This window comes from Arthrobacter sp. 05L417 (assembly GCF_056397865.1).
Genome location: NZ_JBFTOG010000027.1, coordinates 1 through 18665, shown reverse-complemented (window position 1 = coordinate 18665; position 18665 = coordinate 1). Strand labels below are relative to the sequence as shown.

General features: G+C 61.6%; 19 protein-coding genes. 8 read left to right on the top strand and 11 right to left on the bottom strand.

From position 1 onward, the window contains the following. Positions 1-72: 72 nt before the first annotated feature. Together AC1DJW_RS17775 and AC1DJW_RS17770 are read left to right on the top strand one after the other, a co-directional pair. Positions 73-282, top strand: a complete 210-nt coding sequence (locus tag AC1DJW_RS17775) for a hypothetical protein (protein ID WP_390277175.1) — start codon at positions 73-75, stop codon at positions 280-282. Continuing rightward, positions 266-484, top strand: a complete 219-nt coding sequence (locus tag AC1DJW_RS17770; RefSeq protein ID WP_390277176.1) for a hypothetical protein — start codon at positions 266-268, stop codon at positions 482-484. Before AC1DJW_RS17775 ends, AC1DJW_RS17770 begins: the two co-directional genes overlap by 17 nt. An 86-nt stretch (positions 485-570) precedes the next feature. Here AC1DJW_RS17770 and AC1DJW_RS17765 read toward each other — a convergent pair whose 3' ends face one another. The 6 genes from AC1DJW_RS17765 to AC1DJW_RS17740 all read right to left on the bottom strand — a co-directional run bounded on the left by AC1DJW_RS17765 (position 571) and on the right by AC1DJW_RS17740 (position 6991). Further along, complete coding sequence (locus AC1DJW_RS17765) at positions 571-765, bottom strand: hypothetical protein (RefSeq protein WP_390277178.1); 195 nt, start codon at positions 763-765, stop codon at positions 571-573. A 122-nt stretch (positions 766-887) separates the two neighbouring features. Further along, positions 888-2399, bottom strand: coding sequence for an arabinosylfuranosidase ArfA (gene arfA, locus AC1DJW_RS17760; protein WP_390277181.1), 1512 nt, complete (start codon positions 2397-2399; stop codon positions 888-890). A 49-nt stretch (positions 2400-2448) separates the two neighbouring features. Next, complete coding sequence (locus tag AC1DJW_RS17755) at positions 2449-3348, bottom strand: carbohydrate ABC transporter permease (protein ID WP_390277183.1); 900 nt, start codon at positions 3346-3348, stop codon at positions 2449-2451. Then, positions 3345-4331, bottom strand: a complete 987-nt coding sequence (locus AC1DJW_RS17750) for a carbohydrate ABC transporter permease (protein WP_459341619.1) — start codon at positions 4329-4331, stop codon at positions 3345-3347. Before AC1DJW_RS17750 ends, AC1DJW_RS17755 begins: the two co-directional genes overlap by 4 nt. A gap of 76 nt (positions 4332-4407) precedes the next feature. Beyond that, the gene (locus tag AC1DJW_RS17745; RefSeq protein ID WP_476902054.1) at positions 4408-5760 is read right to left on the bottom strand and encodes an ABC transporter substrate-binding protein; all 1353 of its coding nucleotides are present in this window, start codon (positions 5758-5760) and stop codon (positions 4408-4410) included. A 199-nt stretch (positions 5761-5959) separates the two neighbouring features. Beyond that, positions 5960-6991, bottom strand: a complete 1032-nt coding sequence (locus AC1DJW_RS17740) for a LacI family DNA-binding transcriptional regulator (protein WP_476902053.1) — start codon at positions 6989-6991, stop codon at positions 5960-5962. 181 nt (positions 6992-7172) lie between these two features. Here AC1DJW_RS17740 and AC1DJW_RS17735 point away from each other — a divergent pair, with 181 nt between their 5' ends. The 3 genes from AC1DJW_RS17735 (at position 7173) to AC1DJW_RS17725 (ending at position 9807) form a co-directional block, all read left to right on the top strand. Continuing rightward, positions 7173-7553 (top strand): low affinity iron permease family protein, encoded by a 381-nt coding sequence (locus AC1DJW_RS17735; protein WP_284752265.1) that lies wholly within the window; start codon positions 7173-7175, stop codon positions 7551-7553. A 593-nt stretch (positions 7554-8146) separates the two neighbouring features. Further along, positions 8147-8569, top strand: coding sequence for an META domain-containing protein (locus AC1DJW_RS17730; protein WP_284752263.1), 423 nt, complete (start codon positions 8147-8149; stop codon positions 8567-8569). 56 nt (positions 8570-8625) lie between these two features. Further along, positions 8626-9807: a low temperature requirement protein A gene (locus AC1DJW_RS17725; protein WP_476902052.1), complete on the top strand. Its 1182-nt coding sequence runs from the start codon at positions 8626-8628 to the stop codon at positions 9805-9807. A gap of 53 nt (positions 9808-9860) precedes the next feature. Here the strand turns inward: AC1DJW_RS17725 and AC1DJW_RS17720 are convergent, their stop codons facing one another. From AC1DJW_RS17720 to AC1DJW_RS17705, 4 genes are read right to left on the bottom strand one after another with little or no spacing between them, the layout of a single operon-like run. Continuing rightward, complete coding sequence (locus tag AC1DJW_RS17720) at positions 9861-11270, bottom strand: aldehyde dehydrogenase family protein (protein ID WP_476902078.1); 1410 nt, start codon at positions 11268-11270, stop codon at positions 9861-9863. 52 nt (positions 11271-11322) lie between these two features. Next, the gene (locus AC1DJW_RS17715) at positions 11323-11850 is read right to left on the bottom strand and encodes a hypothetical protein (protein ID WP_476902051.1); all 528 of its coding nucleotides are present in this window, start codon (positions 11848-11850) and stop codon (positions 11323-11325) included. A gap of 27 nt (positions 11851-11877) precedes the next feature. Further along, positions 11878-13392: an APC family permease gene (locus tag AC1DJW_RS17710; protein ID WP_284752260.1), complete on the bottom strand. Its 1515-nt coding sequence runs from the start codon at positions 13390-13392 to the stop codon at positions 11878-11880. Then, positions 13389-15305, bottom strand: coding sequence for a primary-amine oxidase (locus AC1DJW_RS17705; RefSeq protein ID WP_284752368.1), 1917 nt, complete (start codon positions 15303-15305; stop codon positions 13389-13391). Before AC1DJW_RS17705 ends, AC1DJW_RS17710 begins: the two co-directional genes overlap by 4 nt. Positions 15306-15439: 134 nt before the next feature. On the opposite strand from AC1DJW_RS17705, the gene AC1DJW_RS17700 reads away from it, so the two are divergent. After that, positions 15440-16075, top strand: coding sequence for a TetR/AcrR family transcriptional regulator (locus tag AC1DJW_RS17700; RefSeq protein ID WP_459341626.1), 636 nt, complete (start codon positions 15440-15442; stop codon positions 16073-16075). Here AC1DJW_RS17700 and AC1DJW_RS17695 read toward each other — a convergent pair. After that, positions 16072-17088 carry a LacI family DNA-binding transcriptional regulator gene (locus tag AC1DJW_RS17695; RefSeq protein WP_284752258.1) on the bottom strand — a complete coding sequence of 339 codons (1017 nt, stop codon included), beginning with the start codon at positions 17086-17088 and terminating at the stop codon, positions 16072-16074. The genes AC1DJW_RS17700 and AC1DJW_RS17695 overlap by 4 nt on opposite strands. Before the next feature lie 212 nt (positions 17089-17300). Here AC1DJW_RS17695 and rhaI point away from each other — a divergent pair, with 212 nt between their 5' ends. Beyond that, entirely contained in the window at positions 17301-18467 is a 1167-nt protein-coding gene (gene rhaI / locus AC1DJW_RS17690; RefSeq protein WP_390277206.1) for an L-rhamnose isomerase, read from the top strand. A 2-nt stretch (positions 18468-18469) separates the two neighbouring features. Beyond that, on the top strand, positions 18470-18665 hold a 196-nt coding region (locus AC1DJW_RS17685; protein ID WP_476902050.1), incomplete at its 3' end, for a hypothetical protein.

Here is an 18665-nt window from a genome sequence, read left to right as displayed (position 1 = left end):
CGATGGTCACTGGCATAACCCAGCCGAGTCAGCATCGTCGAAAGAACTGAGCACATATAGAAAGGCCCTCCAATGTTCAACGCCACCGAATGCATCGAAATCCAAGTGAAGAGCCGGCACGCCCTCGACGGTCGGCTCGAGGCCGCGGTGAAGGACCTTCAGGAAACCGCCATGCGATCAAGGACCTGCGGGATACTCATCACGCGTCATCAGCCTGGTCACTATACGGCCGAACTCTCCGGCCAGGTTCCTTTCGGAATCACCCGTGAACTTTGTCGCTGAACACATGCTTGGGGAAATCAACCACTGGCCACCGCTGGTGGGGCACACCATCGAACTGTTCCGAGACGGCACGCGTGTCCGCATCGCTGAAGTGGAAGATGCCACGGCAGATTCTTCGGTTATGTGGCTGCGCTTCGACGGGATCCACGGCAGGCAACTCATCACGCGTGGCGACGGCTACGATGTCCGCGTCATCGACTGAGTAGATCTCGGGGGCCGCTTACGGTTCGCGTGACACAGGAGAAGCCCGGGCTATCGGCGATGGCCGTTAGCCCGGGCTTCTTCGATTTATTCGTGGAATTTCTCCCGCGCCTCACGCTGTTGCCGCTCAAGCTTGGCTTCCGCTTCGGTCCGTCGCTGGCCGATGATGCGCATCTGGTGAGTGGTCGGGTGTTCGTATTCGTCAACGAAGGTGCCCTTTTCCCTGGGAAGGTTAGTGCCGGCAGCCGGGGATACAAACTTTTGGTCTTCGTTTTCGCTCATATCAAAATCGTCCCACCGGGCGGAGACCGGCAAAAGAGGATCGGTCCGCGGTGATGCAAATAGAAGCGACATCCCGGTCTTCGGACCGGGATGTCGCTTGGCTTCTGTCCAATTGAACAAAGTCAGCCGAGGTGCAGCGCCGTCCAAGAGACGGGAGGCAGGGTGATTTCGACGACGCCGTTGCGCACCACGGCAGTCTTGTTCGGGTGCAGTCCTACGCGGTTCGGATCGTCGAGCGTGTTCTTGGCGTATACGTCCGCGTCCGAGAGCGTCTGCGCGTCCACAACGATCGCGCTGTCAAGGGCCACAAGATCTATGGTTACGGTTGCCTCCTCGCTCCGTGATCGGTTGACCAGGAAGACCGACGTCGTAGCCGCGTCCGCGTCGTAGGTCGCGACGGCGTCGATGAGCGGGACGGTGCCGTAGGCGTCCGTGCTGTACGTATCCGCTTCCAGCCTCACATCCAAGGCGACTCCCTTGGCCAGTTTGGATGTCAACGCGAACGGGAAAAATGTGGTCTGTTTCCACGCCGGGCCGCCGGGTTCGGTCATGATGGGAGCGATCACGTTGACAAGCTGCGCCAGGGAAGCGGACGTGACACGATCGGCGTGCTTGAGCAGTGAAATCAGCAGGTTGCCGAAGACGACGGCGTCGGCCACGGAATACGTGTCCTCAAGCAGCCGTGGCGCCTTGGGCCAGTTGTCCATCCCTTCGATTTTGTCCACGTTATGGAACCGTTCGAGATACCACACATTCCATTCGTCGAAGGAAATGTTGATGGTCTTAGTGCTTCCATTGACAGCCTTGACGTGGTCCGCCGTCGCCACCACGGATTCAATGAAGTGGTCCATGTCGGTCGCGGAGGCAAGGAACGAATCCAGGTCTCCGTTCTTCTCTTCGTAGTAGGCGTGGCAGGAAATGTAATCGACGTCGTCGTAGGAGTGGGTCAGTACTATGCGCTCCCACTCTCCGAAGGTGGGCATGTGGGCGCTGGATGAGCCACAGACCACGAGTTCAACGGAAGGGTCCAGCTGGCGCATTGCCTTCGCGGTCTGCGATGCGATTTTGCCGTAGTCGTCAGCGGAGCGATGGCCCAACTGCCACGGGCCGTCCATTTCGTTGCCGAGGCACCACATTTTGATGCCGAAAGGCTCCGCCCGGCCATGGGCGGCCCGGCGGTCTGACAGCTCCGTCCCGGAGCGGATGTTGGAGTACTCCAACAGCTCCAAGGCTTCCAGCGTGCCGCGGGTGCCGAGGTTGACGGCTAGCATGAGTTCGCTGCCCACCTTCTCCAGCCACGTGCTGAACTCGTGCATGCCGATCTCGTTGGTTTCGGTGGAGTGCCAAGCGAGGTCGAGGCGGCGAGGACGCTGTTCCTTGGGTCCAACGCTGTCCTCCCAGCGGAACCCGGAGACGAAGTTGCCGCCGGGGTAGCGGATGGTGGAGACACCGAGTTCTTTGACGAGCTCGATCACATCGGTGCGGAAGCCGTCGGCGTCGGCGCTGGGGTGTCCGGGTTCGTAGATGCCGTCGTAGACACAGCGTCCAAGGTGTTCAACAAACGAACCGAAGAGGCGGGGATTGACGGTGCCCACTGCGAATTGTGGGTCGATGGTAAGGCGTGCGGAAACCATTGTCTGCTTTCAGTGAGAGGAGCGGGGAGAGAAAGGGTGCTTTGAGGGCCTATTTGAGGCTGCCGAGTGACAGGCCGCCCTGCCAGTACTTCTGCAGGGTGAGGAATGCCACCACGAGGGGAATGATGGAAATGAACGAACCGACCACGATCAGGCTCCAGAGTGAGTGGCCACCCCCGTTGTTGGACGAAGCCAGCTGCTCCCAGAGCCCGATGCCCACGGTGAGCGGATAGAGCCTCTCAGTGGACAACATGGCCAAGGGCAGGAAGTAGTTGTTCCACGTCCCCACGACGGAAAGCAGCAGGACAGTCACCAGCGCCGGCCGAAGCAGGGGCAAGGAGACTTGGAAAAACGTGCGCAGTTCACCGGCTCCGTCCACTCTGGCCGCGTCGAGCAACTCATCAGGCACCGCTTCTGCGGTGTATACCCGCATCAAGTAGACACCGAAGGGGCTAAGCAGCGACGGCAGGATGACCGCCCACACGGTATCGGTCAGTTTGAGGTTGGACATCAGGATGAATGTAGGGATGACCAGCGCCGTCATGGGGACCATCACGGCACCGAGCAGTAATGCGAACGTAAGGTTCCGTCCCCGGAACTTGTACTTGGCGAAGCCGTAACCGGCCAGGACCGAGATTGCGGTCGCTCCCAAGCCGCCGCTGACAGCGTAGAGCAGCGAATTGCCCAGCCACTGTACGTATTCCCCGCCGTTGTAGGCGAAAAGGTCCTGGATGTTCGCGATGAGGTTGAAATTCTTGTCGAACCACATAGCGCCGGAAGAGCCGGCGAAAAGTCCTTGGGCGTCTTTCGTGCTGGCGACGAACAGCCACCAAATGGGAGCCAGGAAATACAGGACCAGGACGCCCAGAAAGACATGAGCCACTACGTTGCGGCGACGGGGCCGCGACAGCCGGGTTGCGGCCGGGAGATTTGTTGTTAGTGCGCTCATGAGAGGTTGCTCCCTTTCTTACGGGTAGCGAACATGAAGACATACACCGCGATGAAGACGACGATGCCGAGGGAGAAGGATATGGCCGAGGCGTAGTTGAACTGGGCGTATCCGAAGGCCAAATTGAACGCGTAGATGTTCGGGGTGAAATCCGGAGTGATGCTGCCATTGGCTACCGGCCCGAGGATTTGCGGCTCGGAGAAGAACTGCAGCGTCCCGATCAGCGCAAAGATAAGAATGAGCACCAGTGCCGAAGAAACCAGGGGTATTTTGATGCGAAAAGCAACTTGCCTTTCGGAGGCGCCGTCAATCTTGGCGGCCTCGTAGAGCGTCGGATCAATTCCCTGCAATGCCGCGTAAATGATGATCATGTAATAGCCGGCCCACTGCCACGTCACAACGTTGAGCAAGCCATAGAAGACGTTGTCCTGACTGAGCAGGAAGGGCGCCGACGCGTGAAACAGGGAGAACAACTGCTCCAGGGGACCGAATGTCGGACTGTAGAGAAACCCCCACATCAGGGCGCCGATCACCGCGGGCACTGCGTACGGCAGGAAGATCATGAGCCGGGAGAACCTGGCGAGCCGTGTGGTGAGGTGGTCGAGCACGAGGGCGGCCGCCAGGGAGACGGCCATCTGGACCGGAATGAGGACCAAGGAGAAGCGCACCACGAACCAGACGCCCTTGAGGAACTGCGGATCCGAGAAAGCGTGGAGATAGTTCTCCAAACCGCTGAACCGCGTACCTGTCGCCAGGCCCTTGGTGAACAGGCTGAGGTAGAGGGCGTAAGCAAGCGGAGCCAGAAGGAACGCCACGAAAACTACGCCGAACGGTGCGATGAAGAGCCACCCGGTCCTGGCCCGCCGTGCATTCATTCTGTCGCTGCGGGAGCGGATTCTGCGTTCGGGCGGAGGCGGGGGATTCACCTTGTCCGGCGTGGAAGTGTGTGGCAACGACGTCACCGTTGACCCGTGAACTGCCATGAGCTGTCCTGCAACTTTCTATTGATCGATTCCGTCCCGTTCCGCCCGCCCGGGGCCGGCGGAACGGGAGGGCCTGTCAGTTGACCGTGAACCCTTGGCTCTTCGCGTAGTTCACCATGATGCCCTGCAGCTCGGCGGCTGCTTCGTCCCCGCTGACTTTGCCGGCGTTGATCTTGACCGTCTCGGCCTGCAGCTGCGCGTAGTAGTAGACGCTGAACGGGCTGTAATTGAAGCCCTTGTAGGCATTTTCGGCCGGGATGTAGATGTCCTTGTTTGCGGTCTGTCCGCCAAAGAAGTCCACGGCGTTGTTGGTGAATGCGTCCGACTTCAGCACATTCTGGTTGAGCGGGAAGATTGTCTGGGTCTTCCAGCCATCCGTCAGAGAGGCGTCGTCGGCGTAGAGGCCCTTGGCGACTTCGGCGGCGAGCTTCTGGTCACCGGCCTGTGAGGTGACGGCAAAGGTGGATCCTCCCCAGTTAACGGAGACAGGGTTGCTTGGATCCCATTGGGGGAGCGGCGCCGCAGCGAATGTTCCCTTCTCGTTGCCCTTGCCCACCCCAGACCCGGTGAGGTAGCCGGGAGCCCATGCAGCGGAGATGTACGTGGCGTACTTGCCGCCGATCATTCCTGAGATGTAGTCGGTGGTGAACTGGTCCTGGGTGGCAACCAGGCCCTTCTTCACGAGCCCTGCCCAGTAGTTCAGGACGTCCTTGGCCGGCTGGCTGTCGAGGTGGATGGAGATATTCTTCTGGTCTGCCAGGTCATAAGTGAAGGGAACGGCGCCCTTTTGGGCCATGAGGGCGGTCAGGGCGGCAGGGACATTGCTGCCAAGATCCCCGAATGCAGGGCCGCCGGCGTCTTTGACCTTCTGCGCGGCCGTTTCGTACTCGGCCCATGTCGTCGGCGGCTTGATACCGTACTTGTCCAGCACGTCCTTGCGGTAGATCATGGCCATGGGCCCGCCGTCGACCGGAATCGCGTAGACCGAATCGCCCTGCGAGACGTCTTTCCAGGAACCGGCACTGAAGTTTTTCTTGACGTCTCCGGCGCCATACTTGCTCAGGTCGACAAGTGCGTTCTGCAGTTCAAAACCCGTCAGCTGGTCAGCCTCGAGCATGATCACGTCAGGGGCTCCCTTGCCTGCCTGGATAGCTGTTTGGAACTTCGCGTACTCCGGACCACCCTGGCCGGCCACGGTCCAGCAGACCTGGACATCGGTGTGGGAGTTGTTGAAGTTGTCGACGACCGTGGCCATGTTGGGATACCACGCCCACACGGAGACCTTCGGAGCGTCGGCATGGACAATCTTGTTGGTGCAATTGGTGGTGTTGGAGCCCGCACTGGCGGCATCCGCGCCACCACTGCACCCTGCGAGTGTGGCGGCCAGGGCAGCGGCTGACACTGCTGCCGCGATTGCTTTCTTGTTCACGTAGTTTCCCTTCGGTCGTGCATGGACGTCGTCGTCGGAGGTAGAGCAGGCGAGGGTAGGGCGTCCTCCAGCCAACGGATGCTGGCGGGATCTGGACGGGCTCGGTAGGGACAAGAAGAGATTCCCAAGCTTTTACATCGATGTAAGTAATCGTTGTAAATCCATGATGATGTGACCGGACTTACATGTCAAGAAGAAATTAGGCGGAGTCTTCGGCAGGCTGGATCGCTGTGGACTCCCGGCTGACGACCTTGAAACCTGCTTCAAACTCGCGGGCGGGCGTTGCTTCGGCCGCGCCGTCGATCCGCTCAAGGAGCATCGCGACGGCGGTCTCGGCGATCTCCTGCCGGCCGGGATCTATGGTCGACAACGTCGGTAGTGAATACCGGGTCTCGTCGATGTCGTCAAAGCCGATGATTGCCACATCCTCGGGGATTCTCAGTCCGGCGTCCTGCATGACACGCATGGCGCCCAGGGCGAGGGAGTCGTTGAATGCCACGACGCCGTCGAAGTCCAGCCCGGACGCCAGGACCTCCCGCATGGCCTGGGCGCCGTCGGACCGGTGCCACGACTGGACGTCGATTGCCAGTTCGTCGCGGTAATCCAGCCCGGCCTTCTGCAGGGCACGGCGGTACCCTTCCAAGCGGAGCCCGGCTGAGCCGATGACTTCATTTCGGTGGGCACCAAAGGCGAGTAGTTTCGTTCGTCCGCGTTGCAGGAGGTGTTCCGTGGCTGCTTGAGAAGCCTCGATGTTTTGCATGGTGACGTGGTCCGTGGGGCCGTGAAAGATCCGCTCACCCAGGAGGACCATGGGAGTCGGGATGTCGATGAGGCCCGCGTCCTCCTGGCTCAGGCCGAGCACGCTGTACAAGACGCCATCGACCATCCTCATCCGTGGGCCATGCAGGACCTCCAACTCGCGTGCCCGTGAGCCTCCGCTTTGCTCGATGATCACGACTTTCCCGCGCTTTGAGGCGGCCGTCATGACGGCGTCGGCAAGTTCAGCAAAGTATGCGTTCTTCAAATCCGGGATGATGAGGCTGATGACGTCCGTACGGCCCGACCGCAACCCACGGGCCGAGAGATTGGGTTGGTAGCCAAGTTTCTCGATGGCTAGCAAAACCCGCTCGCGCGTCTCGGCTTTGATGTTTGGATGGTCATTGATGACGTTGGATACCGTCTTGATTGACACATCGGCCGCTTGGGCCACATCCCGCATGGTAATTGCCACTTTTCCTTCTTCCGCGCGCAAGCCGGTACCCGTCTTAACCTGCAGATTACAACGTTGGAAAGATTTTGGGCCGAAATGTCATCACTCGCGTGGCCGAGGCGTGGTCAAGCTTGGCCGAAGGGGGCGGGGCAAAAGGCGCGAACTAGTAGTTGCAGTCCCGGTAATGGGAGATGATGTCTGCATGAGTGGCAAAACTGGAGACTCCCGTCAGGACTTTTTTACCCGGTTCACCACGAGGGTGGCTAAAGTTCTCGGCCACGCCTGGGTATTCAGCGCGGCGGTAATCATTCTCATCGTTTGGGCCTTCACTGGACCACTGCTGGGATTTTCGGATACCTGGCAATTGGTCATCAATACCGGCACCACTATCGTGACGTTTCTTATGGTCTTCATCATCCAGAACACCCAAAACAGAGACAGTGCCGCCCTTCACGTGAAGCTTGACGCTGTGATGCGTGAACTCCAGATCACCAACTCCAAGCTCTATGAAGCTGAAGACGAAGGCGAGAAGGAGCTCGAGGAGCAGCGTCGACGCATCGAGCAGCAGGCCGAGTCCGACTGATCTACCTGAGTCTTGAGGTGGGGGCGGGTCCTACATTAGCCACTGGACTGAGACGTTCATGGCGAGTAGGGCATTCGTCAGCGGCGCAAGTATTGAATCGTCGGCCTCCATACGGTGCAGCGTCTCGAGGAATTCGTCCACCTGAGTGTTCGTGAACCCGCCCGCCCGGAGTTGCTGGACGGCAAGATCAGTATTTTGTTTCCGGGTGTTGCTGAATCGCGGATTTACCTCTGGCTGTACCGGTTCCGAATCCATTGCTTTTGCTTGCCCCCAACTTTTCCATGTCCGTGGGACGCTCCTCGCAAAGCGTATTCCTGCATTCCACATGCTACTATCCCGGGCTGCGTGGGGCGCACTGCCGGTACTGTATGACCAATGAAAGCTCCCTCGGAACTGGAGCTACGGCGCGACCTTAGCCCCGGCACGGGCATAGACTCCTTCAACAGCGGGCACCGAGCAGCGTTCGTCTACCAGGGGGCACAATGCAGCGCAGAGGTGGTTTGCAAGGAAAGCTGATTCTTCTGCTTCTTATCGGAACGACGCTGACTTCGTGTGCGTCACAACAAGCCGGGGAGCCGCGAACCACCGCACCCATGCCTCCCCAGACGGGCCCCACGTCCCTTGTGACAACCCCTGCGCCGCCGCGGGAGATGTGCGCAGCATTCCTGCCGTCGGCTCCGTGTACCGAGTACGTCAGTACTGCCGGAACATCAGACGGCGTTGACCTGCCCTGGGCGGCATCAGGGCGACTCACGGTGCAATTGAGTTCCGTGAATGGTTCTCTCTACATCGCTGCGAAAACTCCCTGCTCGCCGATCAGCGGAGCGGCCACAATTACGGGGGACACATTGGTGGTCGGCACGCTCGGGATCGGCGCCATGGGGTGCGCCGCCGACGCCGCCACTCGGCAACAGTGGTTTGTGGATTTCCTGAAGCGACCCATTGAAATGTCATTTAGCCAGGGCACGCTCACCTGGAAGAGCGGCTCCGACATGCTCACTTTCAAGGGAAAGTAGCCAACCCAAATCGCTCCCCTGGGGAAGGGAAGTCCGGCAGCCAATAGCATGGGTCAATGATGGATAAGTCGCCGGTTCCCGGCGGGTTGAAACACGAGGTGGCCCGTGACCCTGGCCGCGTCCACTGGATGGAGTTGTTCTTCGACCTCGTCTTTGTGGCCTTCGTTGGGCAGCTTGCCCGCGGGATCCATGGCGATCCTGGATGGGCCGAATTCGGCACCTACGTCCTGCTTTTCTTTCCGGCGTGGTGGGCTTGGGTGAACATTGTTTCCGTGGTCAACCTCCTGCCTGGTTTGTCGTCCAGGGCGCTGGGTGTCGCGATGCTCGCGGCCATGGCGGCGGCGAGCGTCATGGCCGCGGCCGCGCCCGGCGCCTTTGGCGAACGGGCTTGGGCCTTTTCGTTGGCCAATGCCGCCATTCGCGTTGTCCTGCTGGTCTTGTGGCTGTACCAACACCGCGAAAATTCGTCAGAGACTCCGTGGCGGATCTGGATCTACAACGGCGGCACGGCCTTCCTCTGGCTCATCTCGGCCTTCTTGCCTCTCCAGACCGCTGTCATTCTGTGGGCTGCCGCGATCGTCGTCGAGGTTGGCATGGTGGCGATTGGCGCCCGCCTTTGGCCCAACCGGGGCATCGGTGGCATCAACATCGAGCACGCTTCCGAGCGGCTTGGATTGTTCGTCATCATTGTCCTCGGCGAATCCATATTCACGATCGTCACTGAGGTGTCCGACGATTGGGGCCCGGGCGCGGGACTCGTCGGCGCGCTCGGATTCCTCGTTGTTGCCTTCCTCGGCTGGGCGTTCTTCCAATACGGCACCGGGACCATCACCGCGGGGCTCGAGCGGCTGCAGGCCCGGTCCGACTTCGCCGGGATCCTTCAGACCACCTTGTTTATGCCGTTTCTCCTGGTGCTGGGAGTGACTGCGATCGCCGGGGCGATCGCGACGGCCATTCCAGCACCTTATGAGCACTTGCCGTTCGGTTCCGGGATTTCGCTCGGCGGAGGCCTGGCCCTCTTCTATGGATGTAATGCGATCGTGTCGCTTCGCTACGGTCAGCCTCTACACGCAGTGCTGCCATGGGCAGTTCCTACTGTGGTGATCGCTGTCTTGCTCGCACCGGTCAGCGCTGTGGTTCCCGCCGCCGTCGTCTTGGCCCTTGCTGTGATTGTCGTGCTCCTTGTCACGGCCTACGTCGAGATTCAAAGGCGACGGGGGCACGCCCCAACTGACTGACAGTTGTTGTCGTTCTGGAGCCTCAAAACGACAACAACTGCGGGCTAGTTGGGTCAGCCGTTGATGATCTGGGGTACGCCGAGGGCTTTGAGGCCTTCGACGCCGAATTCGAGGCCGTAGCCGGATTGTTTGGCCCCGCCGAAGGGGATGCGGGGGTCGACGTTGCCGTGTTTGTTGATCCAGACGGTTCCGGCATCGAGGCGGGCGGCGACGTCGCGGGCGGCGACTGGGTTCGTGGACCAGACGGAGGCGCCGAGTCCGACGTCGAGCGCGTTCGCCTTGGCGACGGCCTCGTCCACGCTGCTGTAGCGGATGATGGGCAGGGCGGGGCCGAACTGCTCTTCGGCGACGAGCGGGTTGTCGTTGTCGATGTCGGCCACGAGGGTGGTGGGATAGAAGTTGCCGGGCAGGCCCGGGTCCGGATTGCCGCCGAGCAGGATGCGGGCGCCGGAATCGCGGGCGGCCTCGACGAGGCGGGCGACGATGTCGAACTGCTGCCGGTTCTGCAAAGGTCCGAGGACGTTCGCTTCATCAAGGCCAACCCCCATGGGCATGTTGGCGGCGACCTTGGTGAGTTCGGTGCACACTTCCTCGTAGAGGGAGTCGTGGACGTAGAGGCGTTTGAGGGCGGCACAGGTCTGGCCGGTGTTGATGAAGGCGCCCCAGAAGAGGCCTTCGGCGATCGCTTTGGGGTCGGCGTCGGGCAGGACGATGCCGGCGTCGTTGCCGCCCAGTTCCAGGGTGAGGCGTTTCACCGTGTCGGCGCTGGAGCGGATGATGGCTTTGCCGGTAGCGGTGGAGCCGGTGAACATGACCTTGCCGATGGCGGGGTGGGAGGCCAGCGCCTCGCCGACGTCGCGTCCGCCGGAGACCACCGTGAGGAGGCCTTCGGGGAGTTCCTCGTTGATCACTTTCGCCAGGGCGAGGACGGACAGGGGGGTGTATTCGGAGGGTTTGACGACGACGGCGTTGCCCATGCGCAGGGCGGGGGCGATCTGCCAGATGGTGATCATCATGGGCCAGTTCCAGGGGCCGATGGCGCCGACGACGCCGATGGGCCGGTAGTGCAGTTCGGCGCGGATTTCGCCGTCGTCGACGATGGTTTCGGGGTCGAGCGGGGTCGCGGCGGTGGCGCGCAGCCACGCGGCGCAGGCGCCGACTTCGAAGCGGGCGTTGGGGCCGTTGAGCGGTTTGCCTTGTTCGCGGGAGAGCAGGCGGGCGAGTTCTTCGGCGGAGCGTTCGACGGCGTCGGCGGCCTTCAGGAGCGCGGCGGACCGGGCGTCGTGGCCCGCCGCGGCCCACGCGGGCTGGGCGGCCCGGGCTGCGGTGATGGCGGCCTCGAGGTCACCGACGGTGTGGACCGGGGCCTCGCCGACGGCGGTGTCCGTGCCGGGGTCGAGGATGGTCCGGGTTTCGCCGGTGGTCGGGGTGATTGAAGACAGGAGGGCGTCGTAGCTTTCCAAGGGTTTACTCCACTCTGAGTTGGTAATGGTTTCGATGGACAACGTTGTAGGGTCAGACGGCCATCAGGATCATGGCGCCCAAGGCGCCCGCCGAAGAGATGGCCTCAAGCGATGCAGACCGGTGACGACGGTGTCCTCGGCCGTTTCGCCCAAGCGTTCGGGCCGCCAGGGCGATTGAGTAGGCGATGACCGCTGCCGCGAGGGCAACTGCCAGGACCGGGTTCGCTCCACCAAGTCCTGAATGCGCATGTGTTTGGTGTGCTGAACTGGATGGGGCTGTGGGAAGGGTTGTGACCAAGATGGCGAACATGGCCACCATGGACAGGGAACGGTGCATTTCCATGCCGCCGCGGCGATCCTTGGGCAGGAGCACCAACGGAAGAGGGGACGTGAGGAGCAGCAACAGGCCCCACACGACGCCCGGAACGATTCCTGGCCCGACGGTCGTGTCCGCCATCGCAACGAGCATGAGTGCCATCGGTCCCCACTGGCTGAGGTTCCTGACCAGTCCTTCGCGCATCGGGCTCCAGATTCCGAGGGCGCAGCAGGCAAGCATGACGATCGAAAGGGTTGTGTGCATGTTGTTCACAAGTCGTCGGTCCCGGCGCTACAAGTCTTCTTCGTCCCCGAGGTGGACGACCGCCGGCCCCTCTTCGCCGTGCCCGATCCGCCGATACACGGCGGGGCTGCTCCGGCGGAGGCGGAACGCCCACGCGACCCCCACCAGCCCGGGCACTATGATCGTGGCCGGCAGGATGAACGTCAGCGCATTGGTCTCGTTTTGGCCGAGCAGTACGTTGAAGTTGACCACGATCAGAACGAAGATCGCCGCCAGGAGCAGGAACCCCAGGGCAGGGGCGATCACGCGGGTCCAGATTCCAGCGTCATGCCTGTTCTTGCGGAAGAATCCAATGACAGCCAGCGAGACGATCGTCATCAAGAGGACAAGTCCCATGGCGCCGTCGTTCGTCAGCCACGTGAACATGGTCAGGACAGGGTAGAGATCACCCAACGATGATCCGGTCCCCGCGATGGCGAACGCCACCGTGACCACGACGGCGATGACCGTCTGGACGATCGACCCGGCGTAGGGGGCGCCACTGTGCCGCCGTACTGCACCCAGCTTCCGGGGGAGGACTTGTTCCCGGCCAAGGGAGAAGAAGTAGCGCGCTGCGGCGTTGTGGAAGCTGACGAGGGCTGCGAAGAGGCTGGTGACGAAGAGCAGGCGGGCCACGTCGGCGAGAAGCACCCCGGCATGGTCACTGAGGAAGCCGAACATCAGGTCGGGTCCTTGTTTCGCGGAAGCGTCCACCACTGCGGACGGTCCGGTTCCGACCGCCATGGCCCACGAGGAAACGGCGTAGAACAAGGCGATGATGGCCACGGCAGTGTATGTGGCCCGGGCGACCGTGTGCTTGGGGTCCTTGCTTTCCTCACCGTAGATCGCTGCCGACTCGAATCCCATGAACGCCGCGATGCCGAAGGAGAGGACCGCTCCTACGCCCGGCACAAAGAGGCTCTGCGGGCTGAGCGGCGCTCCGCTGACTCCCTCGGGTGCCACAACGAAGGAGACGACGTCGTAGACGATCACCACAAGGAACTCCAGGCCGACGAGCACCCCGAGGACCTTCGCTGACAGGTCCACCCTGTTCACGCCGAGGAATGCGACGACGGCGATGCAGACCAGCACCGGAATCCACCAAGGGACAGTGATGCCGAAGCGTTCGTTGATCAGGCTTGAGACGGTGAAGCCGAAGAGCCCGTAGATTCCGACTTGCATCAGGTTGTAAGCCATCAGGGCCACCATGGAAACCCCGACGCCGACCGGCCGCGAGATGCCTTGCGCCACGTAGGAATAGAAAGCGCCGGCGTTGACGACGTACCGGCTCATTGCCGCGTACCCGACGGCGAACACGGCGAGGGTTCCGCCGAGCAGCAGGAAGGACAGCGGAACGCCGGTTACCCCGGTGACGGCAAACGTCGTCGTGACGCCGCCGGCGAGGACGGTGAGCGGAGCCGAGGCGGCGATGATCATGAATGTCACCGCGGGTACGCCGAGACGGCGTCGATGGTGATGCGGGTGGCCCACTTCAGTGGTCTCTTTCCCGGTTGTTAAACTCATTTCTGGGCCTCCATGTGGCAGTGGCCGCCTTCGGCGGGCTTCGACGCAGGGACGTCGAGGACGGGGCTCCGGTCGAAGAAGCCCTCGGGGCGGAGTTTGAATCCCACCGTGTCGACAGGCATGATCGGCCAGTCCTCGGGGCGGGGGAAGTGGGTCAGCCCGAAGGTGTGCCACACGACAATGTCTTGTCCATCGATGTCCCTGTCTTGGGCAATGTAGGACGGCAATCCGGCTCCTCCGGAATGCTGGTTGACGAAGTCGCCGCTGGGGTAGCGCTCATTCTCGTCGTAGCGCGTCACCCACAGATCCTTCGTAGCGAACGCTGCGCGCTGGGCGATGGATGATTGGGGGTCCGCCAGGAGCATGGGATGCCCTTGTCCGTGGAGCTTGTACCCCACAGGATCGCCCAGGCGGTTGAGTGATTCGGGATTGGAGATGATCCAGGCCCGTCCGGCCGCCATGTCGGACTCCCGCACGGCCTCCGCTTCGCTCTTGAGCACAGTCCGACGGCGGGCGAAGGCGTTGCCGCGCTCGTTGCCTTCTCCCATGGGTACCCGGACGGCGTCCTCTTCCTCGACCCTGTTGCTCAGGCCGTCGATGGCGAAGTCCAGGCGGGCACTGAAAAGGTGCTGGTGGAACGGAGCCCCAAGGCCCGGAGCGAGCTCCGAGGCGTAAGGGTAGCCTTTTCCGGGGTGGGCACTGGTGAAGACGACGCCGGTGGCCTTGGCTTCGAACTCAATGGTGCCATCAAGGTAGAGGTACCAGTAGAAGCCGTAGTCGTAGTTGCCGATGGTCGTGAAGAAACTGATGACGAGCCGGCGGTTCCGGCGAGTGTAGTTCACGCCGCTCCAGAGGTCGCTGTGCTTGGCGAGGATGCTCCAGTCCTCCTCATGCATGCAGATGCCGTTGCGGATTTCCCGTGGCCGGCCGAACGCGTCGCTCACTACCGGGCTGAGGTAGGTGATTTCGCCGAGGCAATCGCAGCCGAGCTCGAGCGAGTTGGCGTATTGGCCCACGAGGTATTCGCCGGTATCGAAGTAGTTCTGCCAGGAGCGCACAGGGGAAGGGTCGCCGTAAGGCACCACCATTTCGGCGATGGAAGCACGCTTGAGGATGCTGCGACGGCGATCGACGTCGTCGAACGCCACATTGTGCAGAACAACGCCTTCCCGGACATCGAAGCCGATGTCCAGGCTCCACTTCTCCCACTCGACGTGGTTTCCATTGCGGACGGTGAAGCTCGGACCCTCCGGCTGGGTGATGTGGATCGGCTTCTGGGTGGTGCGCATCGCTCCGGTCAGCTCCGGGTCCGTAAAGTTGCCGTGTTCTTGCGGCACCGGGACGGCTCCGAAATCCAAGACCTGGTCCACCGTCTTGCTGACGACGTCAACGTAGGCAACCAGCCCATCCACGGGGTGGGCCCAGGCGCTGTCCCCGGGGAACTCCTGGACGAAAGCCAAACCGCGCAGAATCCGGCGACCCTTCTCCTCCGGGTACTCGAAGACCCCGGCTGACAGGGGAGCGACCCTGACTTTGCTGACGTCGAGGTTCCGGTCAGCCAAGGCCTTGAGCCACCGTTCGTCCTGCGCGAGGATCTCTTCGACCACCTCGAACTCTTCTTCGATGACGGGAAGCTCGCCCGTCACCGAAGTGTCGAGTTCAACCTTCGAGACGACTTCCTGGTGTGTCACAGAGACCACGACGTCCTGTGCCGCACCGGTTGAAACATTGTGCAGGAACGCCCTGAACCTGCGGTCCACAGCCTCCGCATTCCGTGGTGGCTCAAGGAGGCCAAGGTAGGCGATCCGGATGGATCCGTTGAAGAGTCCGGCGTCAGCCAAAATGCCCCTGACGGCCGTGATGTCTTCGGCACTGGTCAATGCAAACGGAGACAGTCCGGCAAACGCAGCCATTTCGGCGATTTCGGGAGAGGAAGTTGTGCTCATGGAAGGCCTTTGTGTGTGGCGATTTATTTTCTATGTGTGTAGAGAATAGCATCGTGTAATCTGAGTCACAACGGTTGTAGAAAAAAAGATTTGGGGAAAGCGTGCCGAAGATCGTAGACCACGACAAGCGCCGGGTGGAGCTTGTCGAAGCCACGTGGCGGATCATCGCCAGCAGGGGGATAGAGGGCGCCACGATGCGCGAGATAGCAACGGAGGCAGGCTTTGCCAACGGTGCCCTCAAGCCGTATTTCCCTACGAAAGACGATCTCTTGACGTTTGCTTTCGGCCACGTCTTCAACCAGACGAACACCCGTATGAGCGATTCCACGGCCGGCCAGCGGGGCCTGTCTGCATTGCGCAGCTATTGCCACGAAATTTTGCCGCTCGACGCCGAGAGGCTCAACGAGGCGCGAATCGCGATCGCCTTCTGGCAGCGCGCACTGACGGACCCGGCGAAGGCCGCCTTGCATGATTCCTCGATGGAGCAATGGCGTGAGGCACTATTCGACAAGCTCGGTGAAGCCAGGGAACTTGGCGAACTGAAGGAGGGGCTGAACGACGACGACATCGTTGGCGGGATCATGACGTTCGCGCTCGGTGCACAGATCACAGCCACGCTGACGCCGGAACACCACTCAGCGGATCAGCTACGGTCCCAACTGGAGACTTATATATCGCTCATTTCATCCGAAAAAGGCGATCTCGTGCCGACGGCCGGATCGAAAGGATCCGCCTAGCGGCGCAGGGTGCTCTGCCTCGCCACGAGTTCCGGCGTGAACACCACTTGGCTGTGGACGTGACCGGGTTCGTCGTCGATTTCGTCGAAGAGGAGCTGTGCGGCACGCTCGCCGATCAGCTGCCTCGGCTGACTGATGGAGGTGAGCGGGATGCTCGACTGCGAGGCAAAATCGATGTCGTCAAACCCAACGATGGCGACGTCCTCGGGCACGCGGAGCCCGTTCGCGGCGAAGGATTGCAAGAGACCAAGAGCCAATTGATCGTTGGCGGCAAACACGGCGTCCGGGCGCTTGTCGGATTGGAGATTGGACATTAGGTCTCCAATCCGGCGCCCGCGTTCAAATTTCAGATCCGGCGTTTCGAAGAGCTGAAGCGGGACCCCAGCACGTGCTGCCGCATCGGCGGCTCCCCGATAGCGGTCCTCGACCTGCTGCAGCGTGAAAGGGCCGCCGACGAATGCAGGGCGTACCGAACCGACGCTGACGAGATGATCCAGGGCCGTGGCGCCGCCGGCAACGTCGTCCACTGATACCGAGCAGAACTGATCCGTGCTTGCGAGCCTGTCGACGAGTACTGAGGGGATGCCCCGATCGCGCATTCTTTCGAGCCGCTGAAGAACTTGTCCGAACGGAGTGATCAAAACGCCTTGGACGCGTTGCTGCTCGAACAGGTCCAGATATGCCTGCTCTCGGCCGGCGTCTTCGGCACTGTTGGCCAGGATCAGGGAGTGCTTGTGGTCTTCGGCGACGTTTTCAGCGCCCAAAGCGACATCGGTGAAGAAGGGGTTGCGCACGTCCAGCACAAGCATGCCGAGGCTCCTGGTGGATCCTGAACGCAGCGAGCGGGCTGATTCGTTGCGCACGAACCCCAGCTCCTCGATGGCTGCCAGAACGCGGGTCCTCTTGTCGAAGGACACCTGGTCCGGCCGGTTGAGGACATTCGAAACCGTACCGACCGAAACTCTCGCAAGGGCAGCGACGTCTGTCAGCTTTGCTCCCGGGCCGCTTGGCACGCTCAACCTCCCAATTGATGAATCGAATCAAACCGCTTCATCAATATTACGTGGTTCGACTGGCGATCTCCGGGATTGACTGTTGACACGCCATGGAAGCAGGCCCTACCGTGTGAGTAGGTTCTTGAATGAATCGATTCAAGACGGTTTCGATTCAAGGAAGAAGAGCATTGCTGTTCGAAGACGACGCACAGGCAACAGAAGGAACAATCATGAACACCACGGAAACGGCCCTGGGCCGCCTCGGGGAACTGGCCATCGAGGTCCCGTCCTGGGCCTACGGCAATTCGGGCACACGGTTCAAGGTGTTCGGTACGCCCGGCACCCCGCGGACCATCCAGGAGAAGCTGGCTGACGCCGCGAAAGTCCACGAGCTGACGGGCCTCGCACCGACTGTGGCACTGCACATCCCGTGGGACAAAGTGGACGATTACTCCGCCCTCCGCGAGTACGCGGCGGACCTTGGCATCGGACTGGGGACCATCAACTCGAACACGTTCCAGGACGACGAATACAAGTACGGCTCCCTGACGTCCTCCGATTCGGCGGTGCGTCGCCGGGCGATCGATCACCACCTGGAGTGCATCGAGATCATGCATGCCACGGGCTCCCGGGACCTGAAGGTCTGGCTGGCTGACGGCACCAACTATCCGGGCCAGGATGACATGCGCGGCCGCCAGGACCGCCTCGCGGAATCCCTCCAGGAGATCTACGCGGGCCTTGGGGATAGCCAGCGCCTGGTGCTGGAGTACAAGTTCTTCGAGCCGGCTTTCTATCACACCGACGTTCCGGACTGGGGCACGTCCTATGCACAGACGCTGGCTCTGGGGGAGAAGGCCTTCGTCTGCCTGGACACCGGCCACCATGCCCCGGGCACGAACATCGAGTTCATCGTGATGCAGCTGTTGCGCCTGGGCAAGCTGGGTTCCTTCGATTTCAACTCGCGCTTCTATGCCGACGATGACCTGATCGTCGGGGCCGCGGATCCTTTCCAGTTGTTCCGCATCATGCACGAGGTCATCCGCGGCGGCGGATTCGGAAAGGATTCGGGCGTCGCCTTGATGCTGGACCAGTGCCACAACCTGGAGGAGAAGATCCCGGGCCAGATCCGCTCCGTGCTCAACGTCCAGGAAATGACGGCCCGGGCACTGCTCATCGACACGGACGCGCTCACCGAGGCGCAGCGTGAAGGCGACGTCCTTGCCGCGAACGGCATTTTCAACGATGCCTTCTATACCGATGTCCGGCCGGTCCTGGCCGGGTGGCGCGAATCGCGCGGCCTGCCCGCGGACCCGATGACCGCGTTCAAGGCCAGCGGCTACCAGAAGAAGATCAACGAGGACCGCGTGGGCGGCCAGCAAGCCGGATGGGGCGCATAAGCATGAACATGCAGAACACAACTAACAAGACCGTTGAAGAACTGATCGGCCGTTCCAACCGCCTGGGCGCGGACAAGCGGAACACGAACTTCGCCGGTGGGAACACCTCGGCGAAGGGCACGGAGAAGGACCCGGTGACCGGGGAGGACGTGGAGCTGTTGTGGGTCAAGGGTTCCGGCGGGGACCTGGGAACCCTGA